The sequence below is a fragment of the Pseudomonas sp. PGPPP4 genome (genome assembly GCF_002256045.1).
Lineage (GTDB): Bacteria > Pseudomonadota > Gammaproteobacteria > Pseudomonadales > Pseudomonadaceae > Chryseomonas > Chryseomonas oryzihabitans.
This window is the reverse complement of the sequence record NZ_NKID01000013.1, coordinates 16,309-39,580: the sequence shown is the minus strand read 5'-3', so window position 1 is coordinate 39,580 and position 23,272 is coordinate 16,309. Positions and strand designations below refer to the sequence as shown.

Annotated in this window: 20 protein-coding genes; 12 read left to right on the top strand and 8 right to left on the bottom strand. The window is 66.5% G+C overall.

Features of this window, described 5'->3' with window-relative positions; genetic code table 11:
- The first annotated feature begins 49 nt into the window (after positions 1-49).
- From CFE50_RS19800 to CFE50_RS19785, 4 genes are all read left to right on the top strand, one after another.
- Positions 50-2,107 (top strand): carbon starvation CstA family protein, encoded by a 2,058-nt coding sequence (locus CFE50_RS19800; RefSeq protein ID WP_039976389.1) that lies wholly within the window; start codon positions 50-52, stop codon positions 2,105-2,107.
- Between the two features lie 12 nt (positions 2,108-2,119).
- Positions 2,120-2,323, top strand: coding sequence for a YbdD/YjiX family protein (locus CFE50_RS19795; RefSeq protein WP_007162682.1), 204 nt, complete (start codon positions 2,120-2,122; stop codon positions 2,321-2,323).
- A 57-nt stretch (positions 2,324-2,380) separates the two neighbouring features.
- Entirely contained in the window at positions 2,381-3,373 is a 993-nt protein-coding gene (gene yjiA / locus CFE50_RS19790) for a GTPase (protein ID WP_007162681.1), read from the top strand.
- Positions 3,374-3,554: 181 nt separating this feature from the next.
- On the top strand, positions 3,555-3,734 hold the full coding sequence (locus CFE50_RS19785; RefSeq protein ID WP_241807575.1) for a hypothetical protein: 180 nt from the start codon (positions 3,555-3,557) through the stop codon (positions 3,732-3,734).
- On the opposite strand, the gene CFE50_RS19780 is transcribed toward CFE50_RS19785, so the two are convergent.
- Positions 3,731-4,207, bottom strand: coding sequence for a DciA family protein (locus CFE50_RS19780; RefSeq protein ID WP_027602978.1), 477 nt, complete (start codon positions 4,205-4,207; stop codon positions 3,731-3,733). The genes CFE50_RS19785 and CFE50_RS19780 overlap by 4 nt on opposite strands.
- Positions 4,208-4,583: 376 nt before the next feature.
- On the opposite strand from CFE50_RS19780, the gene secA reads away from it, so the two are divergent.
- The 4 genes from secA to CFE50_RS19760 all read left to right on the top strand — a co-directional run bounded on the left by secA (position 4,584) and on the right by CFE50_RS19760 (position 10,396).
- Entirely contained in the window at positions 4,584-7,325 is a 2,742-nt protein-coding gene (secA, locus tag CFE50_RS19775) for a preprotein translocase subunit SecA (protein WP_286736964.1), read from the top strand.
- Between the two features lie 188 nt (positions 7,326-7,513).
- A complete protein-coding gene (gene argJ, locus CFE50_RS19770; RefSeq protein ID WP_027598472.1) occupies positions 7,514-8,731 on the top strand; it encodes a bifunctional glutamate N-acetyltransferase/amino-acid acetyltransferase ArgJ in 1,218 nt (405 codons plus the stop codon).
- Positions 8,732-8,813: 82 nt separating this feature from the next.
- Positions 8,814-9,452 (top strand): glutathione S-transferase family protein, encoded by a 639-nt coding sequence (locus CFE50_RS19765; RefSeq protein WP_027598473.1) that lies wholly within the window; start codon positions 8,814-8,816, stop codon positions 9,450-9,452.
- Positions 9,449-10,396, top strand: coding sequence for a Nudix family hydrolase (locus CFE50_RS19760; protein ID WP_286736959.1), 948 nt, complete (start codon positions 9,449-9,451; stop codon positions 10,394-10,396). Before CFE50_RS19765 ends, CFE50_RS19760 begins: the two co-directional genes overlap by 4 nt.
- A gap of 165 nt (positions 10,397-10,561) precedes the next feature.
- On the opposite strand, the gene CFE50_RS19755 is transcribed toward CFE50_RS19760, so the two are convergent.
- Genes CFE50_RS19755 through CFE50_RS19745 form a run of 3 tightly spaced genes read right to left on the bottom strand, consistent with a single transcriptional unit; the run spans position 10,562 to position 13,097 of the window.
- Positions 10,562-11,611 carry an alkene reductase gene (locus tag CFE50_RS19755; RefSeq protein ID WP_286736957.1) on the bottom strand — a complete coding sequence of 350 codons (1,050 nt, stop codon included), beginning with the start codon at positions 11,609-11,611 and terminating at the stop codon, positions 10,562-10,564.
- A gap of 15 nt (positions 11,612-11,626) precedes the next feature.
- Positions 11,627-12,790, bottom strand: a complete 1,164-nt coding sequence (locus tag CFE50_RS19750; protein ID WP_144962030.1) for an MFS transporter — start codon at positions 12,788-12,790, stop codon at positions 11,627-11,629.
- A gap of 16 nt (positions 12,791-12,806) precedes the next feature.
- Positions 12,807-13,097, bottom strand: coding sequence for an ArsR/SmtB family transcription factor (locus tag CFE50_RS19745; protein ID WP_286737035.1), 291 nt, complete (start codon positions 13,095-13,097; stop codon positions 12,807-12,809).
- A gap of 218 nt (positions 13,098-13,315) precedes the next feature.
- Between CFE50_RS19745 and CFE50_RS19740 the strand changes: the two genes are divergently transcribed.
- The 4 genes from CFE50_RS19740 (at position 13,316) to CFE50_RS19725 (ending at position 19,140) form a co-directional block, all read left to right on the top strand.
- Positions 13,316-14,011 carry a YiaD family glycine zipper/OmpA-like lipoprotein gene (locus CFE50_RS19740; protein WP_286736952.1) on the top strand — a complete coding sequence of 232 codons (696 nt, stop codon included), beginning with the start codon at positions 13,316-13,318 and terminating at the stop codon, positions 14,009-14,011.
- 251 nt (positions 14,012-14,262) lie between these two features.
- Positions 14,263-16,401 (top strand): putative bifunctional diguanylate cyclase/phosphodiesterase, encoded by a 2,139-nt coding sequence (locus CFE50_RS19735; RefSeq protein ID WP_169853363.1) that lies wholly within the window; start codon positions 14,263-14,265, stop codon positions 16,399-16,401.
- 185 nt (positions 16,402-16,586) lie between these two features.
- Complete coding sequence (locus CFE50_RS19730) at positions 16,587-17,741, top strand: phospholipase D-like domain-containing protein (protein ID WP_286736948.1); 1,155 nt, start codon at positions 16,587-16,589, stop codon at positions 17,739-17,741.
- Between the two features lie 94 nt (positions 17,742-17,835).
- Positions 17,836-19,140 (top strand): acyltransferase family protein, encoded by a 1,305-nt coding sequence (locus CFE50_RS19725; protein ID WP_286736945.1) that lies wholly within the window; start codon positions 17,836-17,838, stop codon positions 19,138-19,140.
- On the opposite strand, the gene CFE50_RS19720 is transcribed toward CFE50_RS19725, so the two are convergent.
- From CFE50_RS19720 to CFE50_RS19705, 4 genes are all read right to left on the bottom strand, one after another.
- Positions 19,115-19,483, bottom strand: coding sequence for a putative quinol monooxygenase (locus tag CFE50_RS19720; RefSeq protein WP_027598480.1), 369 nt, complete (start codon positions 19,481-19,483; stop codon positions 19,115-19,117). The genes CFE50_RS19725 and CFE50_RS19720 overlap by 26 nt on opposite strands.
- A 128-nt stretch (positions 19,484-19,611) precedes the next feature.
- Positions 19,612-21,132: a fumarate hydratase gene (locus tag CFE50_RS19715; protein ID WP_286736940.1), complete on the bottom strand. Its 1,521-nt coding sequence runs from the start codon at positions 21,130-21,132 to the stop codon at positions 19,612-19,614.
- A 229-nt stretch (positions 21,133-21,361) separates the two neighbouring features.
- A complete protein-coding gene (locus CFE50_RS19710; protein WP_286736937.1) occupies positions 21,362-22,336 on the bottom strand; it encodes a 2-hydroxyacid dehydrogenase in 975 nt (324 codons plus the stop codon).
- 25 nt (positions 22,337-22,361) lie between these two features.
- Complete coding sequence (locus CFE50_RS19705; RefSeq protein WP_144947432.1) at positions 22,362-23,225, bottom strand: TIGR01459 family HAD-type hydrolase; 864 nt, start codon at positions 23,223-23,225, stop codon at positions 22,362-22,364.
- Between the last annotated feature and the right edge of the window lie 47 nt (positions 23,226-23,272).

Sequence of the window (23,272 nt, the reverse complement as noted above, 5' to 3'; positions counted from 1 at the left end):
ACAATAACAAGTATCGCCGCGGCCACCGGTGCGCGGCAGGAGAACAAGCATGACCCGAATGGCCAGCCATCTTGCCTGGTTCGCCGTTGCCGTACTGGGCGCCTTCGCGCTGGGTACCGTGGCGCTGAGTCGAGGCGAAGCGATCAACGCCCTCTGGATCGTGGTCGCCGCCGTGGCGATCTACCTCGTTGCCTACCGTTACTACAGCCTGTTCATCGCCACCAAGGTGATGGGCCTGGACGCCAAGAGAGCTACGCCCGCCGTGCTCAACAACGACGGCCTGGACTACGTCCCCACCAACAAGCACATCCTCTTCGGTCACCACTTCGCCGCCATCGCCGGCGCCGGTCCGCTGGTAGGCCCGGTGCTCGCCGCCCAGATGGGCTATCTGCCCGGCACCCTCTGGCTGATCGCCGGGGTGGTCTTCGCCGGCGCGGTGCAGGACTTCATGATCCTGTTCCTCTCCACTCGCCGCAACGGCCGCTCCCTGGGCGACATGGTGCGCGAGGAAATGGGGCGCATCCCCGGTACCATCGCCCTGTTCGGCTGCTTCCTGATCATGATCATCATCCTCGCGGTGCTGGCGCTGATCGTGGTCAAGGCCCTGGCCGAGAGTCCCTGGGGCATGTTCACGGTGATCGCCACCCTGCCGATCGCCATGTTCATGGGCGTCTACATGAGATACATCCGCCCCGGGCGCATCGGCGAGATCTCGCTGATCGGCGTGGTGCTGCTGCTGGCCTCCATCTGGGTGGGTGGCCTGGTCGCCGCCGATCCGGTCTGGGGTCCGGCCTTCACCTTCACCGGCGTGCAGATCACCTGGATGTTGATCGGCTACGGCTTCGTCGCCGCCGTGCTGCCGGTCTGGCTGGTGCTGGCCCCGCGTGACTACCTGTCCACCTTCCTCAAGATCGGCACCATCATCGCCCTGGCCATCGGCATCCTGGTGACCATGCCGATGCTGAAGATGCCGGCCCTGACCCAGTTCGTCGACGGCACCGGTCCGGTGTGGAAGGGCACCCTGTTCCCCTTCCTGTTCATCACCATCGCCTGTGGCGCGGTGTCCGGCTTCCATGCCCTGATCAGCTCGGGCACCACGCCCAAGCTGATCGCCAAGGAAACCCATGCCCGCTACATCGGCTACGGCGCCATGCTGATGGAGTCCTTTGTCGCCATCATGGCCATGGTCGCCGCCTCGGTGATCGAGCCGGGTGTCTACTTCGCCATGAACAGCCCGGCCGCCGTGGTCGGCGCCGACGTGGTGTCGGTGGCCGCCAAGATCAGCACCTGGGGCTTCGTGGTGACGCCCGAGATGCTGCAGGCCACCGCCACCGAGATCGGCGAGCACACCATCCTGGCCCGTGCCGGTGGTGCGCCGACCCTGGCGGTGGGCATCGCCCAGATCATGCACAATGTGCTGCCGGGCGAGAACACCATGGCCTTCTGGTACCACTTCGCCATCCTGTTCGAGGCGCTGTTCATCCTGACCGCGGTGGACGCCGGCACCCGCGCCGGACGCTTCATGCTGCAGGACCTGCTGGGCAGCTTCGTACCGGCGCTGAAGCGCACCGACTCCTGGACCGCCAACGTCATCGGCACCGCCGGTTGCGTCGCCCTCTGGGGCTGGCTGCTGTACCAGGGCGTGGTCGATCCGCTGGGCGGCATCAACACCCTCTGGCCGCTGTTCGGCATCTCCAACCAGATGCTTGCCGGTATCGCCCTGATGCTGGGCTCGGTGGTGCTGATCAAGATGAAGCGTCAGCGCTATGTCTGGGTCACCCTGGTGCCGGCCGTCTGGCTGCTGATCTGTACCACCACCGCCAGCCTGATCAAGCTGTTCGATTCCAATCCGGCGGTCGGCTTCCTGGCCCTGGCCAAGAAGTACAGCACCGCCATGGCCCAGGGCCAGGTGATCGCCCCGGCCAAGAGCATGGAGCAGATGCAGCACATCGTCTTCAACGCCTACACCAACGCCACCCTCTCGGTGCTGTTCCTGGTGGTGGTGATGAGCATCCTGTTCTTTTCCATCAAGGTCGGTCGCGCCGCCCTGGCCAAGCCCGAGCGCAGCGATCGCGAGACCCCGTTCCAGCCGGCCACGGGCGTTTAAAGGAGAATCCCTATGTTCAATGACCTGGGTCGCATGGGTAAGTACCTGGGGCAGGCCGCCAAGATGCTGGTGGGCATGCCCGACTACGACACCTACGTCGAGCACATGCGCGGCAAGCATCCGGACCAGCCGGTGATGAGCTACGAAGCCTTCTTCCGTGAGCGCCAGGAGGCGCGTTACGGGGGTGGCAAGTCCGGCGCCATCCGCTGCTGCTGACCCAGGGTCTCCTCCAGGCCGGGCTCCACGCCCGGCCTCTTTCTGTCTGGAGTTGTCATGCACGAACCCATCCCCGTCACCGTCCTCACCGGCTTTCTCGGCGCCGGCAAGACCACCCTGCTTAGGCACATCCTGCAGGCCGAGCACGGCCTCAAGATCGCCGTGATCGAAAACGAATTCAGCGCCCTCGACGTCGATGGCGAATTGCTGGAAGACGCGGGCGCCGTACAACTGATGAAGGTCGCCAACGGCTGCGTTTGCTGCACTGGCAGCAAGGACCTGGCCTATGCCCTGACCGTGCTGCTGGAGCGGCTGGACAGTGGCGAGCTGGATTTCGAGCGCCTGGTGGTGGAATGCACCGGTCTCGCCGATCCCGGTCCGGTGGCCCAGACCTTCTTTACCGACGACCTCTTGCGCGAGCGCTATCTGCTCGACGGGGTGCTGACCCTGGTGGACGCCGTCCACGCCAGCGAGCAACTGAGCGATCCGCTGCTGCAGGCGCAGATCGGTTTCGCCGATCGCCTGCTGCTGACCAAGCTCGACCTGGCCGAGCCGGCCGCCGTCGAGGCGCTGGAGAATCGCCTGCAGCGCATCAACCGCCGTGCGCCCATCCGCCATGTCGATCACGGCCGCATCGAGCTGGCCGAATTGCTGGACATCCGCGGTTTCAACCTGCACGACGAAGACCTGGCGCCGCCCACGCTGTTTCGCCCGCTGCGCCCGGTGTCGGAAGCCGTCAGTCTCACCGAGCGCATCCAGTCCATCGCCATCCGCGAGTCGCGCCCCTACGATCAGGACAAGATCGGCAAGGTCATGGAGATGCTGCTCGACACCCTCGGCTGCGACCTGCTGCGCTACAAGGGGCTGCTCAACATCGCCGGCGAGGAGCGCCGCCTGCTGTTCCAGGGCGTGCAGCAGATCTATGCCGCCGACTGGGAGCGTGACTGGCTGGCCGACGAGGAACGCGAGAGTCGCGTGGTGCTGATCGGCATGGACCTGCCGGAAGAACGCATCCGCGCCGCCTTCGAGCGGGCGGTGGCGCGCGCCTGAGGCGGGCTGGATCGTTAGCAACAGAATCAGGACGGATAGCGCCGCGGGGCGCAGAATCCCAGGGCGCCTTCGATACGGGCTTCAGCGATCCGGGCGTCCGGCCATGCCTGAGCGCGGTGTCGGCGCCAGTGGGGTGGCGTAGCGCCACCGGACCAAATATCCCTTACCGAGGACGCTCTGCATGCTCCTGCTATGGCAAGCCCTGGCCACCGGTGGCCTGATCCTGCTGGGCGCCTTGCTGATCGATCACCTGTTGCCGTACCGGGAGACGCGCGCGCGCCGCTGGGCGCGGCGCATCGCCCTGGTCGTCATGGGCGGTCTGGCCGGCATCGCCGGGCGGCTGTTGGTGGGCTGGCCCTAGGCGTCGCCGTCCGCGGCAGGCGCCTTGGGCGCGGCGCGGCTGGCCAGCCGTTCCAGGGCCGCCTTGAGCTTGGGGTCGCGGATGCCGGCGGCCACGTCGCGCAGGCTGTCGGCACCCACCTGGCTGACCTGGCGCACCGGTCGGACCCGGGTGGCGACGCCGGGACTCGGCTGCATCTTGAATTGCAGGCGCATCAAGCCGGCGAATTCCGGCGCCTGCTGCAGCAGTCTGAGCAGGCGGCGCTGCTGATAGCGCAGCCGCGTCGCCCAGTGGGCATCGTTGACCACCAGCAGCAGGGTGCCCTCGCGCCAGCTGGCCACCCGGCAGTGGGGGCGGGCAGCGGGTTGCAGCTGTTCTTCCAGCAACTGTTGCAGCCGCCCCAGTCGCTCGGCTTCGCGAAACAGCGACTTGAGCGGTTTGGCCTGGCGCAGCAGGGCAGCGGGAGCGACGGCGGAGAGAGGGCGAAAGGCCATGCGCAGGACTCGCGATGGGCGAAGAGAAGACGCCGATGGTAACAGATCGCTCTGGCGTCCTGGCGGCTGGGGGCCCGTCGTTCTTTCCTCATCGGCATTTCCGAGTAGAATGCCCGATTACCATCGCGGGACACCGCGGGTCTAAGAGCCTGTTCATAATCTCGCGAGCTAGAGCCAAACAAGGCGAAAAGGCCTGAGGAAGCGGAGTTTACGAAAGGTAAATGAGCATTCCGAAGGTCTTTTCAACGCAGTTTGGCCGACGCGCAGCAGATTATGAACAGGCTCTAAAGTCCGTGCTTAGGCGTTAGGCCAGGCTCTGCAGAGGCCTTGCCGCCCGTTTCGCTCCCCTCATTCCAGCGGAAGAATTCCAGTCGATATGTTTGCGCCTTTGTTGAAGAAATTCTTTGGAAGCAAGAACGAACGAGATGTCAAACGCCTAGGCAAGGTCGTGGTGGCCACCAATGCGTTGGAATCCCAGATTGCCTCCTTGAGCGACGAGCAACTGCGCGCCAAGACCGAGGAATTCAAGCAGCGCGTGGCCAAGGGCGAGTCCCTCGATGCCCTGATGCCGGAAGCCTTCGCCGTGGTCCGCGAGGCCGGCAAGCGCGTCATGGGCATGCGCCACTTCGACGTCCAGCTGATCGGTGGCGCGGCGCTGCACGAAGGCAAGATCGCCGAGATGCGCACCGGTGAGGGCAAGACCCTGGTGGGTACCCTGCCGGTCTACCTCAATGCGCTGTCCGGCAAGGGCGTCCACGTGGTCACAGTGAACGACTACCTGGCCCGCCGCGACGCCAACTGGATGCGGCCGCTGTACGAATTCCTCGGCCTGTCGGTCGGCATCATCCTGCCGTTCCAGCCGCCGGAAGAGAAACGCGCCGCCTACGCCTCGGACATCACCTACGGCACCAACAACGAATTCGGCTTCGACTACCTGCGCGACAACATGGCCTTCAGCATGGCCGAGAAGTACCAGCGCGAGCTGAACTTCGCGGTGGTCGACGAGGTGGACTCCATCCTCATCGACGAAGCCCGGACCCCGCTGATCATCTCCGGCCAGGCCGAAGACAGCTCCGAGCTCTATCAGAAGATCAACCAGCTGATCCCGCGTCTGCAGCAGCACATCGAGGAAGAGGAAGGCAATCCGACCCAGGTCGGCCACTACACCATCGATGAAAAGACCCGCCAGGTGGAGATCACCGAGCTGGGTCACCAGTACATCGAGGAGATGCTCACCGAGGCCGGGCTGCTGGCCGAGGGCGAGAGCCTCTACTCCGCGCACAACCTGGGCCTGCTGACCCACGTGTTCGCCGGTCTGCGCGCCCACACCCTGTTCCATCGCAACGTCGAGTACATCGTCCAGCAGGACCAGGTGCTGCTGATCGACGAGCACACCGGCCGGACCATGCCGGGTCGCCGCCTCTCCGAAGGCCTGCACCAGGCCATCGAGGCCAAGGAAGGACTGCCGATCCAGCCCGAGAGCCAGACCCTGGCCTCGACCACCTTCCAGAACTACTTCCGCCTCTACAACAAGCTCGGTGGCATGACCGGCACCGCCGACACCGAGGCCTTCGAATTCCGCCAGATCTACAACCTCGACGTGCTGGTCATCCCGACCCACCGCGAGATCGCCCGTAAGGACTTCAACGACCTGGTCTACCTGACCCAGGCCGAGAAGTACCAGGCCATCATCGAGGACGTGAAGCAGTGCCAGGCCGATGGCCGCCCGGTGCTGGTGGGTACCGCCTCCATCGAGAGCTCCGAGTACGTCGACCAGCTGCTGACCCAGGCCGGCATCGAGCACAAGGTGCTCAACGCCAAGTACCACGAACGCGAAGCCGAGATCATCGCCCAGGCCGGGCGTCCGGGCGCCGTGACCATCGCCACCAACATGGCCGGTCGCGGTACCGACATCCTGCTCGGCGGCAACTGGGAAGTGGAAGTCGCGGCCCTGGAGAATCCCTCCGAGGAGCAGATCGCCGCGATCAAGGCCGCCTGGCAGGCGCGCCACAAGCAGGTCATCGACGCCGGCGGCCTGCACGTGATCGCCTCCGAGCGTCACGAATCCCGCCGCATCGACAACCAGCTGCGCGGCCGTGCCGGGCGCCAGGGCGACCCGGGTTCCAGCCGCTTCTACCTGTCGCTGGAAGACAGCCTGATGCGCATCTTCGCCTCCGACCGGGTCAAGAACTTCATGAAGGCCCTGGGCATGCAGGGCGGCGAGGCCATCGAGCACCGCATGGTCACCAACGCCATCGAAAAGGCGCAGCGCAAGGTCGAAGGCCGCAACTTCGACATCCGCAAGCAGCTGCTGGAATACGATGACGTGGCCAACGAGCAGCGCAAGGTGATCTATCACATGCGCGACACCCTGCTGGCCAACGAAGACGTCGGCGACACCATCAAGGGCTTCCGCGAGGAAACCCTGACCCAGGTGATCAACGAGCACATCCCGCCGCAATCGCTGCCCGAGCAGTGGGACATCCCCGGCCTGGAAGCCGAGCTCTACAGCGTCTTCGGCCTGCAGCTGCCTATTGGCCAGTGGCTGGACGAAGATGACAAGCTGTACGAGGACACCCTGCGGGTGAAGATCCTCGAGCAGCTCGAAGCCGCCTACATGGAAAAGGAGGACCTCGCCGGGCGCGAGGCCCTGCGCAACTTCGAGAAGCAGATGCTGCTGCGGGTGGTCGACGACCTCTGGAAGGACCACCTCACCACCATGGACCACCTGCGGCACGGTATCCATCTGCGCGGCTACGCCCAGAAGAACCCCAAGCAGGAATACAAGCGCGAGTCCTTTACCCTGTTCCAGGAGCTGCTGGACAGCATCAAGCGCGACACCATCCGCGTCCTGTCCCATGTCCAGGTGCGTCGCGAGGATCCGGCCGAGGAAGAGGAGCGCATGCGCCGCGAGGCCGAGGCCATGGCCGAGCGCATGCAGTTCCAGCACGCCGAGGCGCCGTCGCTGGTCGATCCCGAGGTGCTCGAGGACGAGCAGGGCGAAGACACCGTGGTGCCCTTGCAGCCCCAGCGCAATGACCAGAAGATCGGTCGCAACGAGCCGTGCCCCTGTGGTTCCGGCAAGAAGTACAAGCAGTGCCACGGCAAGCTCGATTGAAGGCCTGCCCAGGCAGTCGAGGCGACGGCAACCGGTCGGCATAGCCGCCGACAGGTTGTAAACTCCACTCGCTAGGCTGTCTGCGCCCCTTGCCCCGGCTGGGCGAGGCGGGCGCTGGAAGGCTGCTTTCCACGCCGCGACCGGTTTTCCGCTCGCGGCGTTTCCTTTTCTTTCACTGGAGTTTTCCCATGGCTGTCGGTCTCGGTCCGCTCTCCACGCTGCACCCGGTTCCCGGTTTCGAACTCGGTATCGCCTCTGCCGGCATCAAGCGCCCCGGGCGCAAGGATGTGGTGGTGATGCGCTGTGCCGAAGGCTCCAGCGTGGCCGGGGTCTTTACCCTGAACGCCTTCTGCGCGGCCCCGGTGATCATTGCCCGTCAGCGCTTCGCCGGCCCCGTGCGTTACCTGTTGACCAACACCGGCAATGCCAACGCCGGCACCGGACAGCCCGGCCTGGCCGCGGCCGAGCGCACCACCAAGACCCTGGCGACCCTGGCCAGCGTCGGCGAAGAGGCGGTACTGCCGTTCTCCACCGGCGTGATCGGCGAACCGCTGCCGGTGGAAAAGATCGAAGCCGCGCTGCCGGCCGCCCTGGCCGATCTGGCCGAGGACAACTGGGCCGCCGCCGCCACCGGCATCATGACCACCGATACCCTGCCCAAGGGCGCCAGCCGCCAGTTCCAGGTGGACGGCACCACCGTCACCGTGACCGGCATCAGCAAGGGCGCCGGCATGATCAAGCCGAACATGGCGACCATGCTCGGCTACGTGGCCACCGACGCCAAGGTCGCGCGCGGTCTCTTGCAGGATCTGCTGGCCGACGCCGCCAATCGCTCCTTCAACCGCATCACCATCGACGGCGACACCTCCACCAACGACTGCTGCATGCTGGTGGCCACCGGTCAGGCGGCCATGGCGGAGATCACCCAGCCCAACGGCGCGGCCTTCGAGCAGCTGCGCGAGGCGGTGTTCGCGGTGTTCGCCGAACTGGCCCAGGCCATCGTGCGTGACGGCGAGGGTGCCACCAAGTTCGTCACCGTGCAGGTCAATGGCGGTGGCAATGCCCAGGAATGCCTGGACGTCGGCTACGCCGTGGCCCATTCGCCGCTGATCAAGACCGCGCTGTTCGCCTCCGATCCCAACTGGGGACGCATCCTCGCCGCCGTCGGCCGGGCCGGCGTGCCCCAGCTGGACGTCAGCCTGATCGACGTCTTCCTGGGTGGCGTGCAGATCTGCCAGCAGGGCGGTCGCGCGGCCACCTATACGGAAGAGCAGGGCGCGCGGGTCATGGCCCAGGCCGAGATCGAGATCCGCATCGAGCTGGGTCGCGGCAGCCACAGCGAGACCATCTGGACCACCGACCTCTCCCACGACTATGTGAAGATCAACGCCGAGTACCGTACCTGACGGCTACCCGACGCCTTGGCGTCCGCTCCGGCGGGCGCCTGCGGCGGTCCTCGCGGGCCGCATCGTTTCGAGGAATCCCCGCATGTCCCAGCTGCAACTCGTGATCGGCAACAAGAATTTCTCCTCCTGGTCGTTGCGGGCCTGGCTGGCCATGGAGCTCAGCGGCGCCGCCTTTGAAGAGGTGTCGATCCCGCTCTATGCGCCCAACAGCCGCGCCTTGCTCAAGGCCCAGTCGCCCACCGGCAAGGTGCCGGTGCTCAAGCTGGCCGAGGGCACCATCTGGGATTCCCTGGCCATCGTCGAATACCTCGCCGAGGCCTATCCCGACGCCGGGCTGTGGCCCGCCGAGACCCTGGCCCGCGCCCATGCCCGGGCGCTGTGCGCCGAGATGCACAGCGGCTTCCTGGCCCTGCGCCGCGAACTGCCCATGGATCTGCGTCGTCGCCAGCGGTTGAAGTCGACCACCGCCGAGGCGGTGGAAGACATCCAGCGCATCCAGCGCCTGTGGCGCGAATGCCGCGAACGCTATGGCCAGCAGGGTCCCTATCTGTTCGGCACCCCGACCATCGCCGATGCCTTCTATGCCCCGGTAGCCAGTCGCTTCCGCAGCTACGGGGTGGAACTGTCGGCCGAGGCGGCCGCCTATGTCGAAACCATCTACGCCTGGCCGGCCTTCCAGCGCTGGCTGGCGGAGGCCGAAACCGAGGAGCAGAGCGCATGACTCGTCTGCATGTCGTCGCCGCGGTGATCCGCGACCCCCAGGGCCGGATCCTCATCGCCCAGCGCCCGGCGCACAAGCACCAGGGCGGCCTCTGGGAATTCCCGGGAGGCAAGGTCGAGGCCGGGGAGGCCCCGGCCGTGGCCCTCGCCCGCGAACTGGCCGAGGAACTGGGTATCCAGGTCACAGGGGCGCGGCCGCTGCTGCAGGTGCGCCACGACTATCCCGACCAGGCGGTGCTGCTGGATGTCTGGCAGGTGGACGCCTTCACCGGTGACGCCCATGGCGCCGAAGGCCAGCCCTTGGCCTGGGTCGCGCCTCGCGAACTGGCCGACTACGACTTCCCCGCGGCCAACCGGCCCATCGTCCAGGCGGCGCGGCTGCCCGAGCGCTACCTCATCACCCCCGGCGAGCTGACCACCGCGGAATTGCTCAACGGCCTGCACCGGGCGCTGGACAGCGGCATCCGCCTGGTCCAGCTGCGCACGCCGGACAACTTCGATCCCCAGTACCGCGACCTGGCCGGCGACGTCCAGGGCCTCTGTACCGGCCGCGCCCAGTTGATGCTCAAGGGGCCGCTGGAATGGCTGGGGGATTTTCCCGCGGCTGGCTGGCACCTGACCGCCGAGCAGCTGCGCCGCTATGCGCCCAATGGCCGACCCTTCCCGGCGCAACGCCTGCTGGCGGCCTCCTGCCATGACGCCGAGGAGCTGGCCCTGGCTCAGCAGATGGGGGTGGACTTCGTCACCCTGTCGCCGGTGATGCCCACCGCGAGCCATCCCGGCGCTCCGACCCTGGGCTGGGTCAAGGCCCAGCAACTGCTGACCGACTGCAACCTGCCGGCCTATCTGTTGGGCGGACTGGGCGAGGACGACCTCACCAGCGCCTGGCAGGCCGGCGCCCAGGGCGTGGCGGCGATCCGGGCGTTTTGGCCTGGGGGCGTTTGAGACAAATGGTGTAATCCAATCGCGGCCATGCCGGTGCGCCGTAGCGACCGCTCCTACAGGCGCACCGAACACCTGTAGGAGCGGCCGCATCGGCGGACCGCCATGGCCGCGATATCGGCACAAAAAAAGCCCGCCAATCGGCGGGCTTTTTCATCGGCGGGAAAATTACAGCCGCGGATAGTCGATGTAGCCCACCGGGCCCTTGCTGTAGAAGGTGTCCGGGTGCGGCTCGTTCAGCGCGGCGTCCTGTTCCAGGCGTTGCGGCAGGTCCGGGTTGGCGATGAAGGGCACGCCAAAGGCCACGGCATCGGCCTTGCCTTCGTCCAGCCAGGTATTGGCCTTGGCCTTGTCGAATTTCTCGTTGGCGATGTAGACGCCGCCAAAGGCCGCCTTGAGGTCCGGGCCGAGGCTGTCGCTGCCGGCCGCTTCGCGGATGCAGATGAAGGCGACCTGGCGCTGGCCGAGCTCCCGGGCGACATGGCCAAAGGTGGCGGTGGGATCGTTGTCGCCCATGGTGTGCATATCGCCACGGGTGGACAGGTGCACGCCGACGCGATCGGCGCCCCAGACGTCGATGCAGGCATCGGTCACTTCCAGCAGCAGCCGGGCGCGATTCTCGATGGAGCCGCCGTAGTTGTCGGTGCGCTGGTTGGTGTCGCTCTGCAGGAACTGGTCGAGCAGATAGCCATTGGCCCCGTGGACCTCGACGCCATCGAAGCCGGCGCGCTTGGCGTTCTCGGCGCCATGGCGATAGGCGGCGACGATGCCGGGGATCTCGGCGGTTTCCAGCGCCCGCGGGGTGACATAGTCACGCTTGGGACGCAGCAGGCTGACGTGGCCCTGGGCAGCGATGGCACTCGGCGCCACCGGCAGTTCGCCGTCGAGGTAGCTGGGGTCGGAGATGCGGCCCACGTGCCAGAGTTGCAGCACGATGCGGCCACCGGCCTTGTGCACGGCGGTGGTGACGCGCTGCCAGCCGGCCACCTGCTCGTCGGACCAGATGCCGGGGGTGTCGGGATAGCCCACGCCCATGGGGTCCACCGAAGTGGCCTCGGTGATGATCAGGCCGGCGGATGCGCGTTGCACGTAGTACTCGACCATCAGGTCGCCCGGGACCCGGCCCGGTTCGGCGCGGCAGCGGGTGAGGGGCGCCATGATGACGCGGTTGGGCAGTTCCAGGGCGCCGATCTTGATCGGGTCGAACAGCTGAGTCATGGCTAGCTCTCTTGATTAGCTGGCGGTCGCCAGGCCGCTCTTGCGGGCCTGGCTGGCGGTCAGCAGGGTGGCGATAAGGGCCAGCAGGGCGAGCCCGCTGGCGGCGAGGGGTACCGCGGTAAGACCCAGGCCGTGGTCGATCACCAGGCCGCCGACCCAGGCGCCAAGGGCGTTGCCCACGTTGAAGGCGCCGATGTTGAGGGTCGAGACCAGATTCGGCGCGTCCTTGCCGAAGGTGACCACGTTGATCTGCAGGGCCGGCACGGCGGCGAAGGCGGCCGCGGCCCAGAGGAAGAGGGTGATCTCGGCGGGCAGGAAGGCCTGGCCGGTCCAGCGCAGGGCGGCGGAGGTCAGCGCCAGGGCGACGAAGATGCCCACCAGGCTGGTGGCCAGGCGCCAGTCGGCCAGGCGACCGCCGATGAAGTTGCCCAGGGTCAGGCCCAGGCCGATCAGCAGCAGGGTACCGGTGACGCCCCGTGGCGAGACGCCGGTGACTTCCTGCAGCAGCGGCGCCACATAGGTGAAGAGGGCGAACATGGAGGCGGCGAAGAACACCGTCATCGACAGCGCCAGCCAGAAGCCCAGGCCGCGCAGGGCGAGCAATTCCCGGCGCAGGTCGGCGCGCGGCTGGTTGCGGTCGGCCGGCAGCACCCGCCAGAGACCGATCAGGGCGACCACGCCGATCGCCACCACCGCCCAGAAGGTCGAGCGCCAGCCGGCGGCCTGGCCGAGGGCGGTACCCAGGGGCACGCCCAGCACATTGGCCAGGGTCAGACCGGTGAACATCAGGGCCACCGCCGAGGCGCGGCGATTCTCCGGGACCAGGCTCGCCGCCACGACCGCGCCGATACCGAAGAAGGCGCCATGGCAGAGGGCAGTAACCACCCGCGCCAGCATCAGCATGTTGTAGCCACTGGCCACGGCGCAGAGCAGGTTGCCGACGATGAAGATGCCCATCAGGGCGAGGAGGGCACGCTTGCGCGGCCAGTGGGCCGTGGCCAGCGCCATGAAGGGCGCGCCGACGGCCACGCCCAGGGCATAGCCGGTGACCAGCCAGCCGGCGCTGGGAATGGACACGCCGAGATCGGCGGCGACGTTGGGCAGCAGCCCCATGATGACGAATTCGGTGGTGCCGATGGCGAAAGCGCTCAGCGCCAGCACGATGAGAGAAGCGGGCATCAGGATTCCTTGCAGACTAGAGTTCGCGGGCGAGACGTTGCAGAAAGGCCTGGATGGCGGCCTCGTCGCGTTGGTAGAACACCCATTGGCCGATGCGCCGCGTGGTGACCAGGCCAGCCCGGGTCAACACCGCCAGGTGCGCCGAGACCGTGGACTGCGAGAGTCCGGCCCGGGCTTCGATCTGTCCGGCGCAGACGCCCGTATCCAGATCGTGTTCCTGGTACGGGAAATACTGCCGGGGATCGCGCAGCCAGCCGAGGATTTGGCGGCGCAGGGGATTGGCCAGGGCTTTGAGGATCTCGTCCATCACGGTCGCATCGTCATATTGGGTTGTAACGAACCTTAGATCGCGAAAAATCGATATGCAAGCTATCTATCTTCGATTCTGCCTATCGCGGACTTAGAGGCTCACTATCGCGATAAGTGTCCGCGAGCGCCGCCTCGTTCAGTTGCGATTCAGATCACGCGGCTAGAATTGCCGGGTGCGGCCCCATTCGCCGCAATGGATTTCCAAGGAGCAAAGACATGGCGCTGCCCACCCGTATCCTTCTCGCCAGCCTGGCCCTGGCCACCCTGGCCGGATGCGCATCCCCCAATCCCTACGAAAACCAGGGTCAGGCCAGCGGTGGCACCTCCAAGACCGCCAAGTATGGCGGCCTGGGTGCCCTGGCCGGTGCCGTCGCCGGTGCGGCCATCGATCACAACCACCGCGGCAAGGGTGCGCTGATCGGCGCCGCCGCCGTGGGTGCGGCCGCCGCCGGTTACGGCTATTACGCCGATCGCCAGGAAGCCGAGTTGCGTCGGCAGATGGAAAACACCGGCGTCGAGGTGCAGCGCCAGGGCGATGACATTAAGCTGATCATGCCTGGCAACATCACCTTCGCCACCGATTCGGCCGATATCGCCAACAGCTTCTACAAGCCGCTGAACGACCTGGCCAATTCCTTCAAGCAATTCGATCAGAACAGCATCGAGATCGTCGGCTACACCGACAGCACCGGCAGCCGTGCCCACAACATCGAACTGTCCCAGCGCCGCGCCCAGAACGTCGCCGGCTACCTGACCGCCCAGGGCGTGCCCGCGGCGCGACTGAGCACCCGGGGCGCCGGTCCCGATGCCCCCATCGCCAGCAACGCCACCGCCGATGGCCGCGCGCAGAATCGCCGCGTCGAGGTCAATCTACGCCCCCTGCCCGGAGCCACCGGCACCCCCACCCAGTAGCGACCGCTCGTCGCCTGTGACCGGCAGTTTCCGCGCCTTCGTGTAGCCAAGCGGAAACTGCTTTTTCATTTTGCGCTCTGATAGACGTCGCGAAGGGTCCCGCCTGCCAATCGGCAGGGGGCAGACCCCTGTCCGGCTGCTACGCTAGTAGGGTTGAGAGCGACGCGTCGCATAACGGTCACGACGGGAAGAGGTAGCCAGCCGCGCATGGCTGCTGCACGGCGGCAGAGGCCGCGGGGAGAAGAGGCTTGATGGAGTGCCCGTTGCCGCAGACAGAGCAAGGTCCGGTGTTGCTGGTGGTCGACGACCGCCTGGAGAACCTGCTCGCCATGCAGGCGGTACTGGAGGTCGGAAACTGGCGGGTGATCACGGCCGCTTCGGGTGAGCGTGCCCTGCAATACCTGCTGGACGAAACCGTGGATCTGGTGCTGCTCGACGTCCAGATGCCGATCATGGACGGCTTCGAGGTGGCGCGCATCATGCGCAGCAACCTGCGCACCCGCTTCACCCCGATCATCTTCGTCTCCGCCGAAGCCCACTCCTACGAATCGGTCCTGCGGGGCTATGCCACCGGCGCGGTCGACTACCTGCTCAAGCCGGTCGATCCCAATATCCTCAGGCACAAGGTGCGCTCGCTGCTCGATCACGAGCGCAATCGCCGCGAATTGCTGCAGGCCACCCAGCAGCTGGAACTGGCCAAGTCCTTCAGCGATTCGCTGCTCGACAATGCCGCCGAAGGCATCCTCACCGTCAATGAACAGGGCCGGGTGACCTTCGCCAACGCCGCCATCGCCCGCATGCTGAGATGCAGCGTCAGCGACCTGGTGCACGCCAATTTCCTCGACTTCCTCGAAGGCGGCAGCGGTCTCGACGACTGGCAGACCTCGCCCTTCATGGAGCACTACGACCGCCGCGAGACCTATCGCCTGCACGATGCCCGCCTGCGCACCAATCGTGGCGACAGCCTGCCGGTGGCGCTGTCCTGCGCGCCGCTGCCGCGCATGCAGCGGGCCATGGTCATCATCGCCCTAGACATGTCGCGCATGCGCGAGCTGCAGGACCAGCTGGAATCCCAGGCCGTCACCGATGCCCTGACCGGTCTGCTCAATCGCCGTGGCTTCAACCAGACGCTGGAAGCGGCGCTGGCGCGCAGCGGCCGCAACGGCAAGCGCATGGCGGTGCTCTACATCGATCTCGACGGCTTCAAGCGCATCAACGATTCCCTCGGTCACGAGGCCGGGGATCGGGTGCTGTGCATCGTCGCCGAGCAGCTCAAGAGCTGCATGCGACCCTACGACATCCTGGCGCGCATGGGCGGTGACGAATTCACCGCGCTGCTCGACTCCCTGGAGCATCCCGAGGATGCCGCCCGCGTGGCCGAGAAGCTGCTGGAGCTGCTGGCCACGGTGCATCGCATCGACGGCATGGAAGTCAGCCTCGGCGCCAGCATCGGCATCGCCAGCTATCCCGACTGCGGCCATACCGTGGACGGCCTGCTGAGATCCGCCGACATCGCCATGTACGAGGCCAAGCGCGGCGGGCGCCAGCAATACCGCTTCTTCTCGCCGGACATGAACGGCCGCGCCCGTTCCCGGCTGATGCTCGAAGAGAGCGTGCGCAACGCCATCGACAACAAGGACTTCGTGCTTGCCTACCAACCGCAGGTCTATCTGCGCGACGGCCGCCTGCGCGGCTTCGAGGCGCTGCTGCGCTGGGAGCACACGGTGGCCGGCAAGGTTTCGCCGAGCGTCTTCATCCCGCTGCTGGAAGAGACCCGGCTGATTAACCGCATCGGCGACTGGATCTTCCGCGAAGGCGCGACCAAGCTGCAGTCCCTGCAGGAGATCTATGGCGACGAATTGCTGCTGAGCATCAACCTCAGTCCGGTGCAGTTCGGCATGCCGCAACTGGCGGAAAGCCTGCGCCAGATCATCGAGACCCATGGGCTGCGACCCGAGCAGCTGGAAATCGAGGTGACCGAGTCGGCGCTGATGCACGACATCGACTACACCCGCGCACAGCTGTCGCAACTGCGCGCCCTCGGCGTGCGCATCGCGGTGGACGACTTCGGCACCGGCTATTCCTCGCTGGCCTATCTGCGCCATTTCGAACTCGACACCCTCAAGATCGACCAGCTGTTCATCGCCAACATGCTGGATTCCTCCCGCGACGCCGCCATCGTCAGCACCATCCTCGAACTGGGCCGCAACCTGGATCTGGAGGTCATCGCCGAAGGGGTGGAGACCCTGGAACAGCGCGACTGGCTGATCGAGCACGGCTGCGAGATCATGCAGGGCTTTCTGGTCTCCCGGCCGCTGAGCGCCGAGGTGACCGGTCGCTTTCCCCAGCAGGTGGACTGGACCGCTCGGCGCCCCGAGCCCACGCTCTAGGCGAGCTGACGGCCTGCTTCAGGGGCAGGCCCCTCCGTCCATCGGCACAGGCCGCCGATCGGGCGCCGCGCCAGAGCCGGTGGTGCTCCCCTGGCCAGCGCCTGGCCAGCCAAACCACGCCTGCCACTGAACGAACCCCCGTCCGCGCCTTCTTATGCAATGGCCACAGGCACGGAGTAGGAAGCATGCGGGGCGCCGTCTTTCCATGGCGGGAAAACAACAGGTTCGAATTGCTGGTGGACGGCGGTCGGTTCTTTCCGGCCATGCTCGAATCCATCGCGGGCGCCAGTCGCCGGATCGATGTCGAACTCTATCTGGTGGAAGCTGGCAGTTGCTCCGAGCAGTTGCTCGTGGCCCTGACCGAGGCGGCCCGGCGCGGCGTCGCGGTGCGTTGCCTGTTCGATGGCTTCGGCACCCTGCGCATGGATGCCGGCTTGCGCCGCCAGCTGGAAGAGGCGGGCGCCGAGCTGCGCATCTTCAATCCCGTGCGCTTCGGCCACGGGCTGCATAACCTGCACCGCGACCATCGCAAGATCTTCATCATCGACGGCGAAGAGGCCTTCGTCGGTGGCAGCGGCGCGACCGATGACTTCTGGGATCCGGCCAAGAGCGACTGCAACTGGCACGAGGTGATGGTACGCATCCAGGGGCCGCTGGTGGAGGACTGGCTGGCGCTGTTCGAGCGCCAATGGGAAGCGGTGGGTCGCCGCCGCGCCTGGAAGCCACGTCCGCGGCGGGGTCGTGAGCGGCCGCCACCGCCACCCGCCGCCCAGGAAGGGCAGGGCCGGGTCGCCTACGCCGATGCCCGCCAGCACCGCGACATCCTGCAGGCGCTGATCCGCGCCTTGGTGGGCGGCCGCGAGCGCATCTGGTTCGCCACCCCCTATTTTCTGCCGACCTGGCGCGTGCGCTGGGCCTTGCGGCGGGCCGCGCGTCGCGGCGCCGACGTGCGGCTGCTGCTTACCGGTCGGCACACCGACAATCCGCCGGTGCGTTTCGCTGGGCAGCGCTACTACCGCAGCCTGTTGCGCGCCGGTGTGCGCATCTACGAATACCAGCCGAGATTCATCCACGCCAAGATGGTCCTGGTGGACAACTGGGTCAGCGTCGGCTCCTGCAATTTCGATCACTGGAATCTGAGGTTCAACCTGGAGGCCAATGTCGAGGCGGTGGATCGCGGCCTGAGTCAGGCGGTGGCGGCCAGCTTCGTCAAGGATTTCGCCCAGAGTCGCGAGATCACCCAGGAATTCTGGCGCAGTCGGCCCTGGTGGCGGCGCGCGCGCGAGTGGCTCTGGGGTTCGCTGGATCGCCTGGTGATCGGTGTACTGGGGCGCGGTTAGCAGCCCCGGGTGTCAGGTGCGGGTAACATAACCGATCCGGCGCTGTAGGCCGGACCCATCGTCCCGCGGACGAGGCCAGACGAGTAACGCCTTAGTGCAGACTTTAGATAAACACCGCTTCATCGGTCTGGAGTGGCTCAGGTTCCTGATGGGTTTCTATGTGGTCGTCTACCACACCATCCATTTCTATCCCGAGCGCAAGACCATCCCCTTGCTGGACGAGATCACCAGCATGGGCTTCTTCGCCACCAGTACCTTCTTCGTGCTCTCCGGCTTTCTGCTCGCCCACGTCTATTGCGGCCGCGGCAGCCTGCGCGAGCCGGCGCGCAGCTTCTGGGTCAAGCGTTTCGCCAACCTCTATCCGATCCACATCTTCGCCCTGCTGCTGGCGATGGCGGTGGTGACCTGGATCGGCAGTCTGGGGATTCCACCGGGCGCCGCCACGGCAAGCATCCGCTTCGTCGTGTTCGACACCAACGAGCCCCTGGCGCGGACCAATCCCGAGTTGTTCCAGCACTTCATGAGCAACGCGGAGCTGGCCTTCAACGCCGTGCTGCAACTGTTCATGCTGCAGGCCTGGAATCCCTACTACCTGACCTTCAACGCGCCGCTCTGGTCGATCTCGGCGCTGTTCTTCTTCTACCTGACCTTTCCCAAGCTGGCCCCGCGGCTGATGACCAGCGAGCGTCCCTGGCAGCTGTTGCTGCTGGTCTGGGTGCTCTATCTGATCCCGCCGCTGCTGGTGATCCTGCACCAGAACTACGGCATGCCCTTTACCGGCCTGCTGCAGCGAGTGCCGCTGTTCCGGCTGCCGGAATTTCTCGCCGGCATCCTGCTCTACGCCATCTTCTGCCGCCAGCACGCGCGGGGCTGGATACCCTCGGAGCGGCAGCGGTTGCTGCTGGCGAGCTACCTGATCCTGAGTTTCGCCCTGGGCACGGCGCTGTTCACCCACGGGCCCAAGTTCTGGTACTTCCTGTTCCACAACGGTCTGTTCCTGCCGTCGCAGCTGATCCTGGTCTATCTGGCCGCGCTGGCGCAGGAGCCGGCCAGCGAACGCATCCGCCACTGGTCGCCACGCCTAGGCGGCGCGTCGCTGTCAATGTTCGCCCTGCACGTGCCCCTGTCGGGGATCTACATGACCCTGGAACAGCTGATCGGCGGCAATCTCAAGGCCTGCCTGAGTGGCGATCGCGAGGTCTGCATCGCCGCCGCCGGGGCCTATACCAATTCCATCGAGTGGTACTGGCTGTTCCTGCTGGCAGTGGTGGTGCTTTGCGTGCTGTTCCAGGAGCGGCTGGTGGTGCCGACCCGCAAGCGCATCCTCGCGGTGCTGCTGCCGCGGCTGGCGCCGCCGCAGCAGCCACCCCAGGCTAGCGGCGGAAGCCTGCGGCCATGACGAAGAAACGGGCGTTCAGGGCCGCCAGCGGCTCGCGCAGCTGCTCTAGCTGATCGGCCGCACCGAATACCTCGAAGCGCTCGAGGGTGGCGATGGCCTGGGCCTGCTCCAGCAGATCGCCGACGTTGTCCAGGTGCGCCAGCAGCGCCTGGGCATCGCGATAGCCTTCGCGGCAACGTGCCGTGGTGCCGTCATAGCAGAAGCCGTAGTAGAGGCAGCCGGGTTCGTTGCGGGTGCGCTCCAGCATGGCCTCGCCCAGGCGCTTGAAGGCTTCGAGCTGATCGGGCTGGACGGCGAAGACGGGGGCCAGGCTGCAGACGGAATCGCTGGGAAGAGTGGGCATGGGGGCTCCGGGGTCGGGGATGGTCTCCATGCGACCCCTGCCGCTCGGCAAGGCTCCCGCCGGCTGACGGACGTGCGCCCAAAGAAAAAGCCCAGCACGGGGCTGGGCTTTTCCGTCGCGACGGGCGCTTAGATCTCGACGGCTAGGCTGTCGGCGATCTTCTTCTGCCACACCTGCGGACCGGTGATGTGCACCGACTCGCCACGGGTGTCCACGGCCACGGTCACCGGCATGTCCTTGACCTCGAACTCATAGATGGCTTCCATCCCCAGTTCCGGGAAGGCCAGCACCTGAGCGCCCTTGATGGCCTGGGCCACCAAGTAGGCGGCGCCGCCGACGGCCATCAGGTAGACGGCCTTGTGGTCCTTGATCGCCTCGATGGCGATGGGGCCGCGCTCGGACTTGCCGATCATGCCCAGCAGACCGGTCTGGTCGAGGATCTGGCGGGTGAACTTGTCCATGCGAGTCGCCGTGGTGGGACCGGCCGGGCCGACCACCTCGTCGCCCACCGGATCGACCGGGCCGACGTAGTAGATGAAGCGGCCCTTGAGGTCCACCGGCAGCGGCTCGCCCTTGTTGAGCATGTCGACCATGCGCTTGTGGGCGGCATCGCGACCGGTGAGCATCTTGCCGTTGAGCAGCACGGTCTCGCCCGGCTGCCAGCTCTGCACCTCTTCCGGGGTCAGGGTGTCCAGGTTGACCCGCCGGGCACTCGGACCGGCTTCCCAGACGATTTTTGGATAGGCGTCCAGCGGCGGGGCTTCCAGGCTGGCGGGGCCGGAGCCGTCGAGCACGAAGTGGGCGTGACGGGTGGCGGCGCAGTTGGGGATCATGCACACCGGCAGGGAGGCGGCGTGGGTCGGGTAGTCCTTGATCTTGACGTCCAGTACCGTGGTCAGGCCGCCCAGGCCCTGGGCACCGATGCCCAGTTGGTTGACCTTGTCGAAGATCTCCAGGCGCAGCTCTTCCAGGCGATTCTGCGGACCGCGGGCCTTCAGCTCATGGATGTCGATCTCGTCCATCAGCGATTCCTTGGCCAGCACCGCGGCCTTCTCGGCGGTCCCGCCGATGCCGATGCCCAGCATGCCCGGCGGGCACCAGCCGGCGCCCATGGTCGGCACGGTCTTGAGCACCCAGTCGACGATGGAGTCGGACGGGTTGAGCATGGCCATCTTCGACTTGTTCTCGGAGCCGCCGCCCTTGGCCGCGACGTCGATCTCCACGGTGTTGCCGGGGACGATCTGGTAGTGGATCACCGCCGGGGTGTTGTCCTTGGTGTTCTTGCGGGCACCGGCCGGGTCGGCCAGGATCGAGGCGCGCAGGACGTTTTCCGGCAGGTTGTAGGCGCGACGCACGCCTTCGTTGATCATCTCGTCCAGGCTCAGGGTGGCGCCGTCCCAGCGCACGTCCATGCCGACCTTGGCGAAGACGGTGACGATGCCGGTGTCCTGGCAGATCGGCCGGTGGCCGGTGGCGCACATCCGCGAGTTGATCAGGATCTGGGCGATGGAATCGCGCGCGGCGGCGGATTCTTCGCGCAGATAGGCCTCGTGCATGGCCTGGATGAAATCGACGGGGTGGTAATAGGAGATGAACTGCAGGGCGTCGGCAACGCTCTGGATCAGGTCATCCTGCTTGATCACGGTCATGTACGCGCTCCTCTTGGCGGTTTCTTGCGTCTCGGCCACAGCGGTGGCGAGACGGGCGCGCAATTCGGGTCGCACGGACCGGGCCGCGAAGGAGCCCGATCGGAGGGGTGGCCTGACACACTGAGAGAGGCCCACCCGGCCAGGGCGGCCGACCCGAGAGCGGCGCGGCAGTATAGCCTTTAAGCGCCCGGACGGCACGCCACCTGGGTCGACGGTGGGCGATCAGCGCCTAGCGGCGATCCAGCGCCGCCGGATTGACCAGGTCGGTCGGATGCTCACCGGTGAGGGCTGCGATCAGGTTGTTCACTGCGCGTTCGGCCATGGCGTAGCGGGTCTCATGGGTGGCCGAGCCAATGTGCGGCAAGGTGACCACGTTGGGCAGTTCGAACAGCGGCGAGGCCTCCAGCGGCTCGCGGGTATAGACGTCCAGACCGGCGCCGCGGATCTGGCCCTGGCGCAGCGCCTCGATCAGCGCCGGCTCGTCGATGACCGGGCCGCGCGCCAGGTTGATCAGGATGGCGCTGGACTTCATCAGCCCCAGTTCACGGGCGCCGATGAGGCCTTCGGTGGCGGCCGACAGGGGCACCACCAGGCAAACGAAGTCGGCCTCCTTGAGCAAGTCGTCCAGCTCGCGGCGCTGGGCACCCATCTGCTCTTCCAGCTCGGGCTTGGCGCTGTTGGCGGTATAGAGGATCGGCATGTCGAAGCCGAAGTGGCCACGCTTGGCGATGGCCGCGCCGATGCGACCGGCGCCGACGATGCCCAGCGTACGGCCATGGATGTCGGTGCCGAAGTGTTCTTCGCCGATACCCTTGCGCCAGTGTCCGGCCTTGACGAAGGCGTCCAGCTCCGGCACCCGCCGGGCGGCGCTGACCAGCAGGGTGAAGCCGAGGTCGGCGGTGGTATCGGTGAGCACGTCCGGGGTATTGGTGAGCAGGATGCCGCGTTCGGTGAGGTAGTCCACGTCATAGCTGTCGTAGCCGACCGAGACGCTGGCGATGGCTTCCAGGGTCGTGGCCATTTCCAGCTCCTTCTCGCCCAGCTTGCGACTGGCGCCGATCAGGCTCTGGGCCTTGGCTGCGGAAGCGGCGAGCAGGTCGATGTTGGCACTGGCGGGAATCACCTCGACGGAGAAATGTTCGCGCAAACGTTCCACCAGCGTTTCGGGCAGGCGGTTGAAGACCACTACGTGCTTCTTGCTCATCGATACCTCGGCGTGCGGAAAAGGATTAGGCCAGACCGGCCGCGGCGAAGCGCGGCCGCTCGGGATGTTGCCTGAGCAGCGGCTCGAGTCCCTCGCGGGTTGGCTCCTGGTTGAAGTCCAGACCGAGGGCCTCGCGGTGGATGCCGGTGGCCGCCAGCCAGAGACAGTCGATGCCCGCCGCCACCGCGCCGGGTACATCGGTCACCAGCGAGTCGCCCACGAACAGCAGGCGCTTGGCGCCACGCTCGGCCAGGGCGCCTGCCGCGCAATGGAAGGCATAGGGATCGGGCTTGCCATACCAGGTGACCGCCCCTCCCAGGGCGGCGAAGCGATCGGCCAGCTTGCCGGCTGCATAGAAGGGTAGACCCCCGGATACCACGTTGCGATCCGGATTGGCGCAGAGAAAAGGCTTGTCCAGCGCCGTGGCCAGGGGCGCGAAGCGCGCCTCCAGTTCGTCTTCCGGAAAGCTGCCGACGCCCAGGATGATGGCTGCCTGCGCGATGTCCTCGACGAAGCGCGCGCGGATTTCCGCGGGCCAGCCGACCTGGCCGGTGCCAGGACCGGAGAGGTAGATTCCGCCCTCGCTGAAGGTCGGGTCCTGCTGAAAGGCATCGATGGCCAGCTGACCCGAGGTGGTGATGCCGGCGAAGAGCTCGCGCGGCACGCCCAGCTTGCCCAGTTCTTCGACCATGCCGTCCGCATCGCGCGAGGCATTGCTGAGGAACCACACCGGCTTGCCTTCGGCGGCGCGGCGCTCCAGCCAGGCGCGAGCGCCGGGAAAGGTTTCGTAGCCGTCGATCAGCACGCCCCAGAGGTCGAGGATGAAGCCGTCGTAGGCGGCCAGGGCCTCGTCCAGTTGATCGAGGCGGAGCAGGGTGGGAGCGGTCATGCGGCGGATCCGATGGCGAAAGGGGAAACGACAAGCCTAACCGGTTT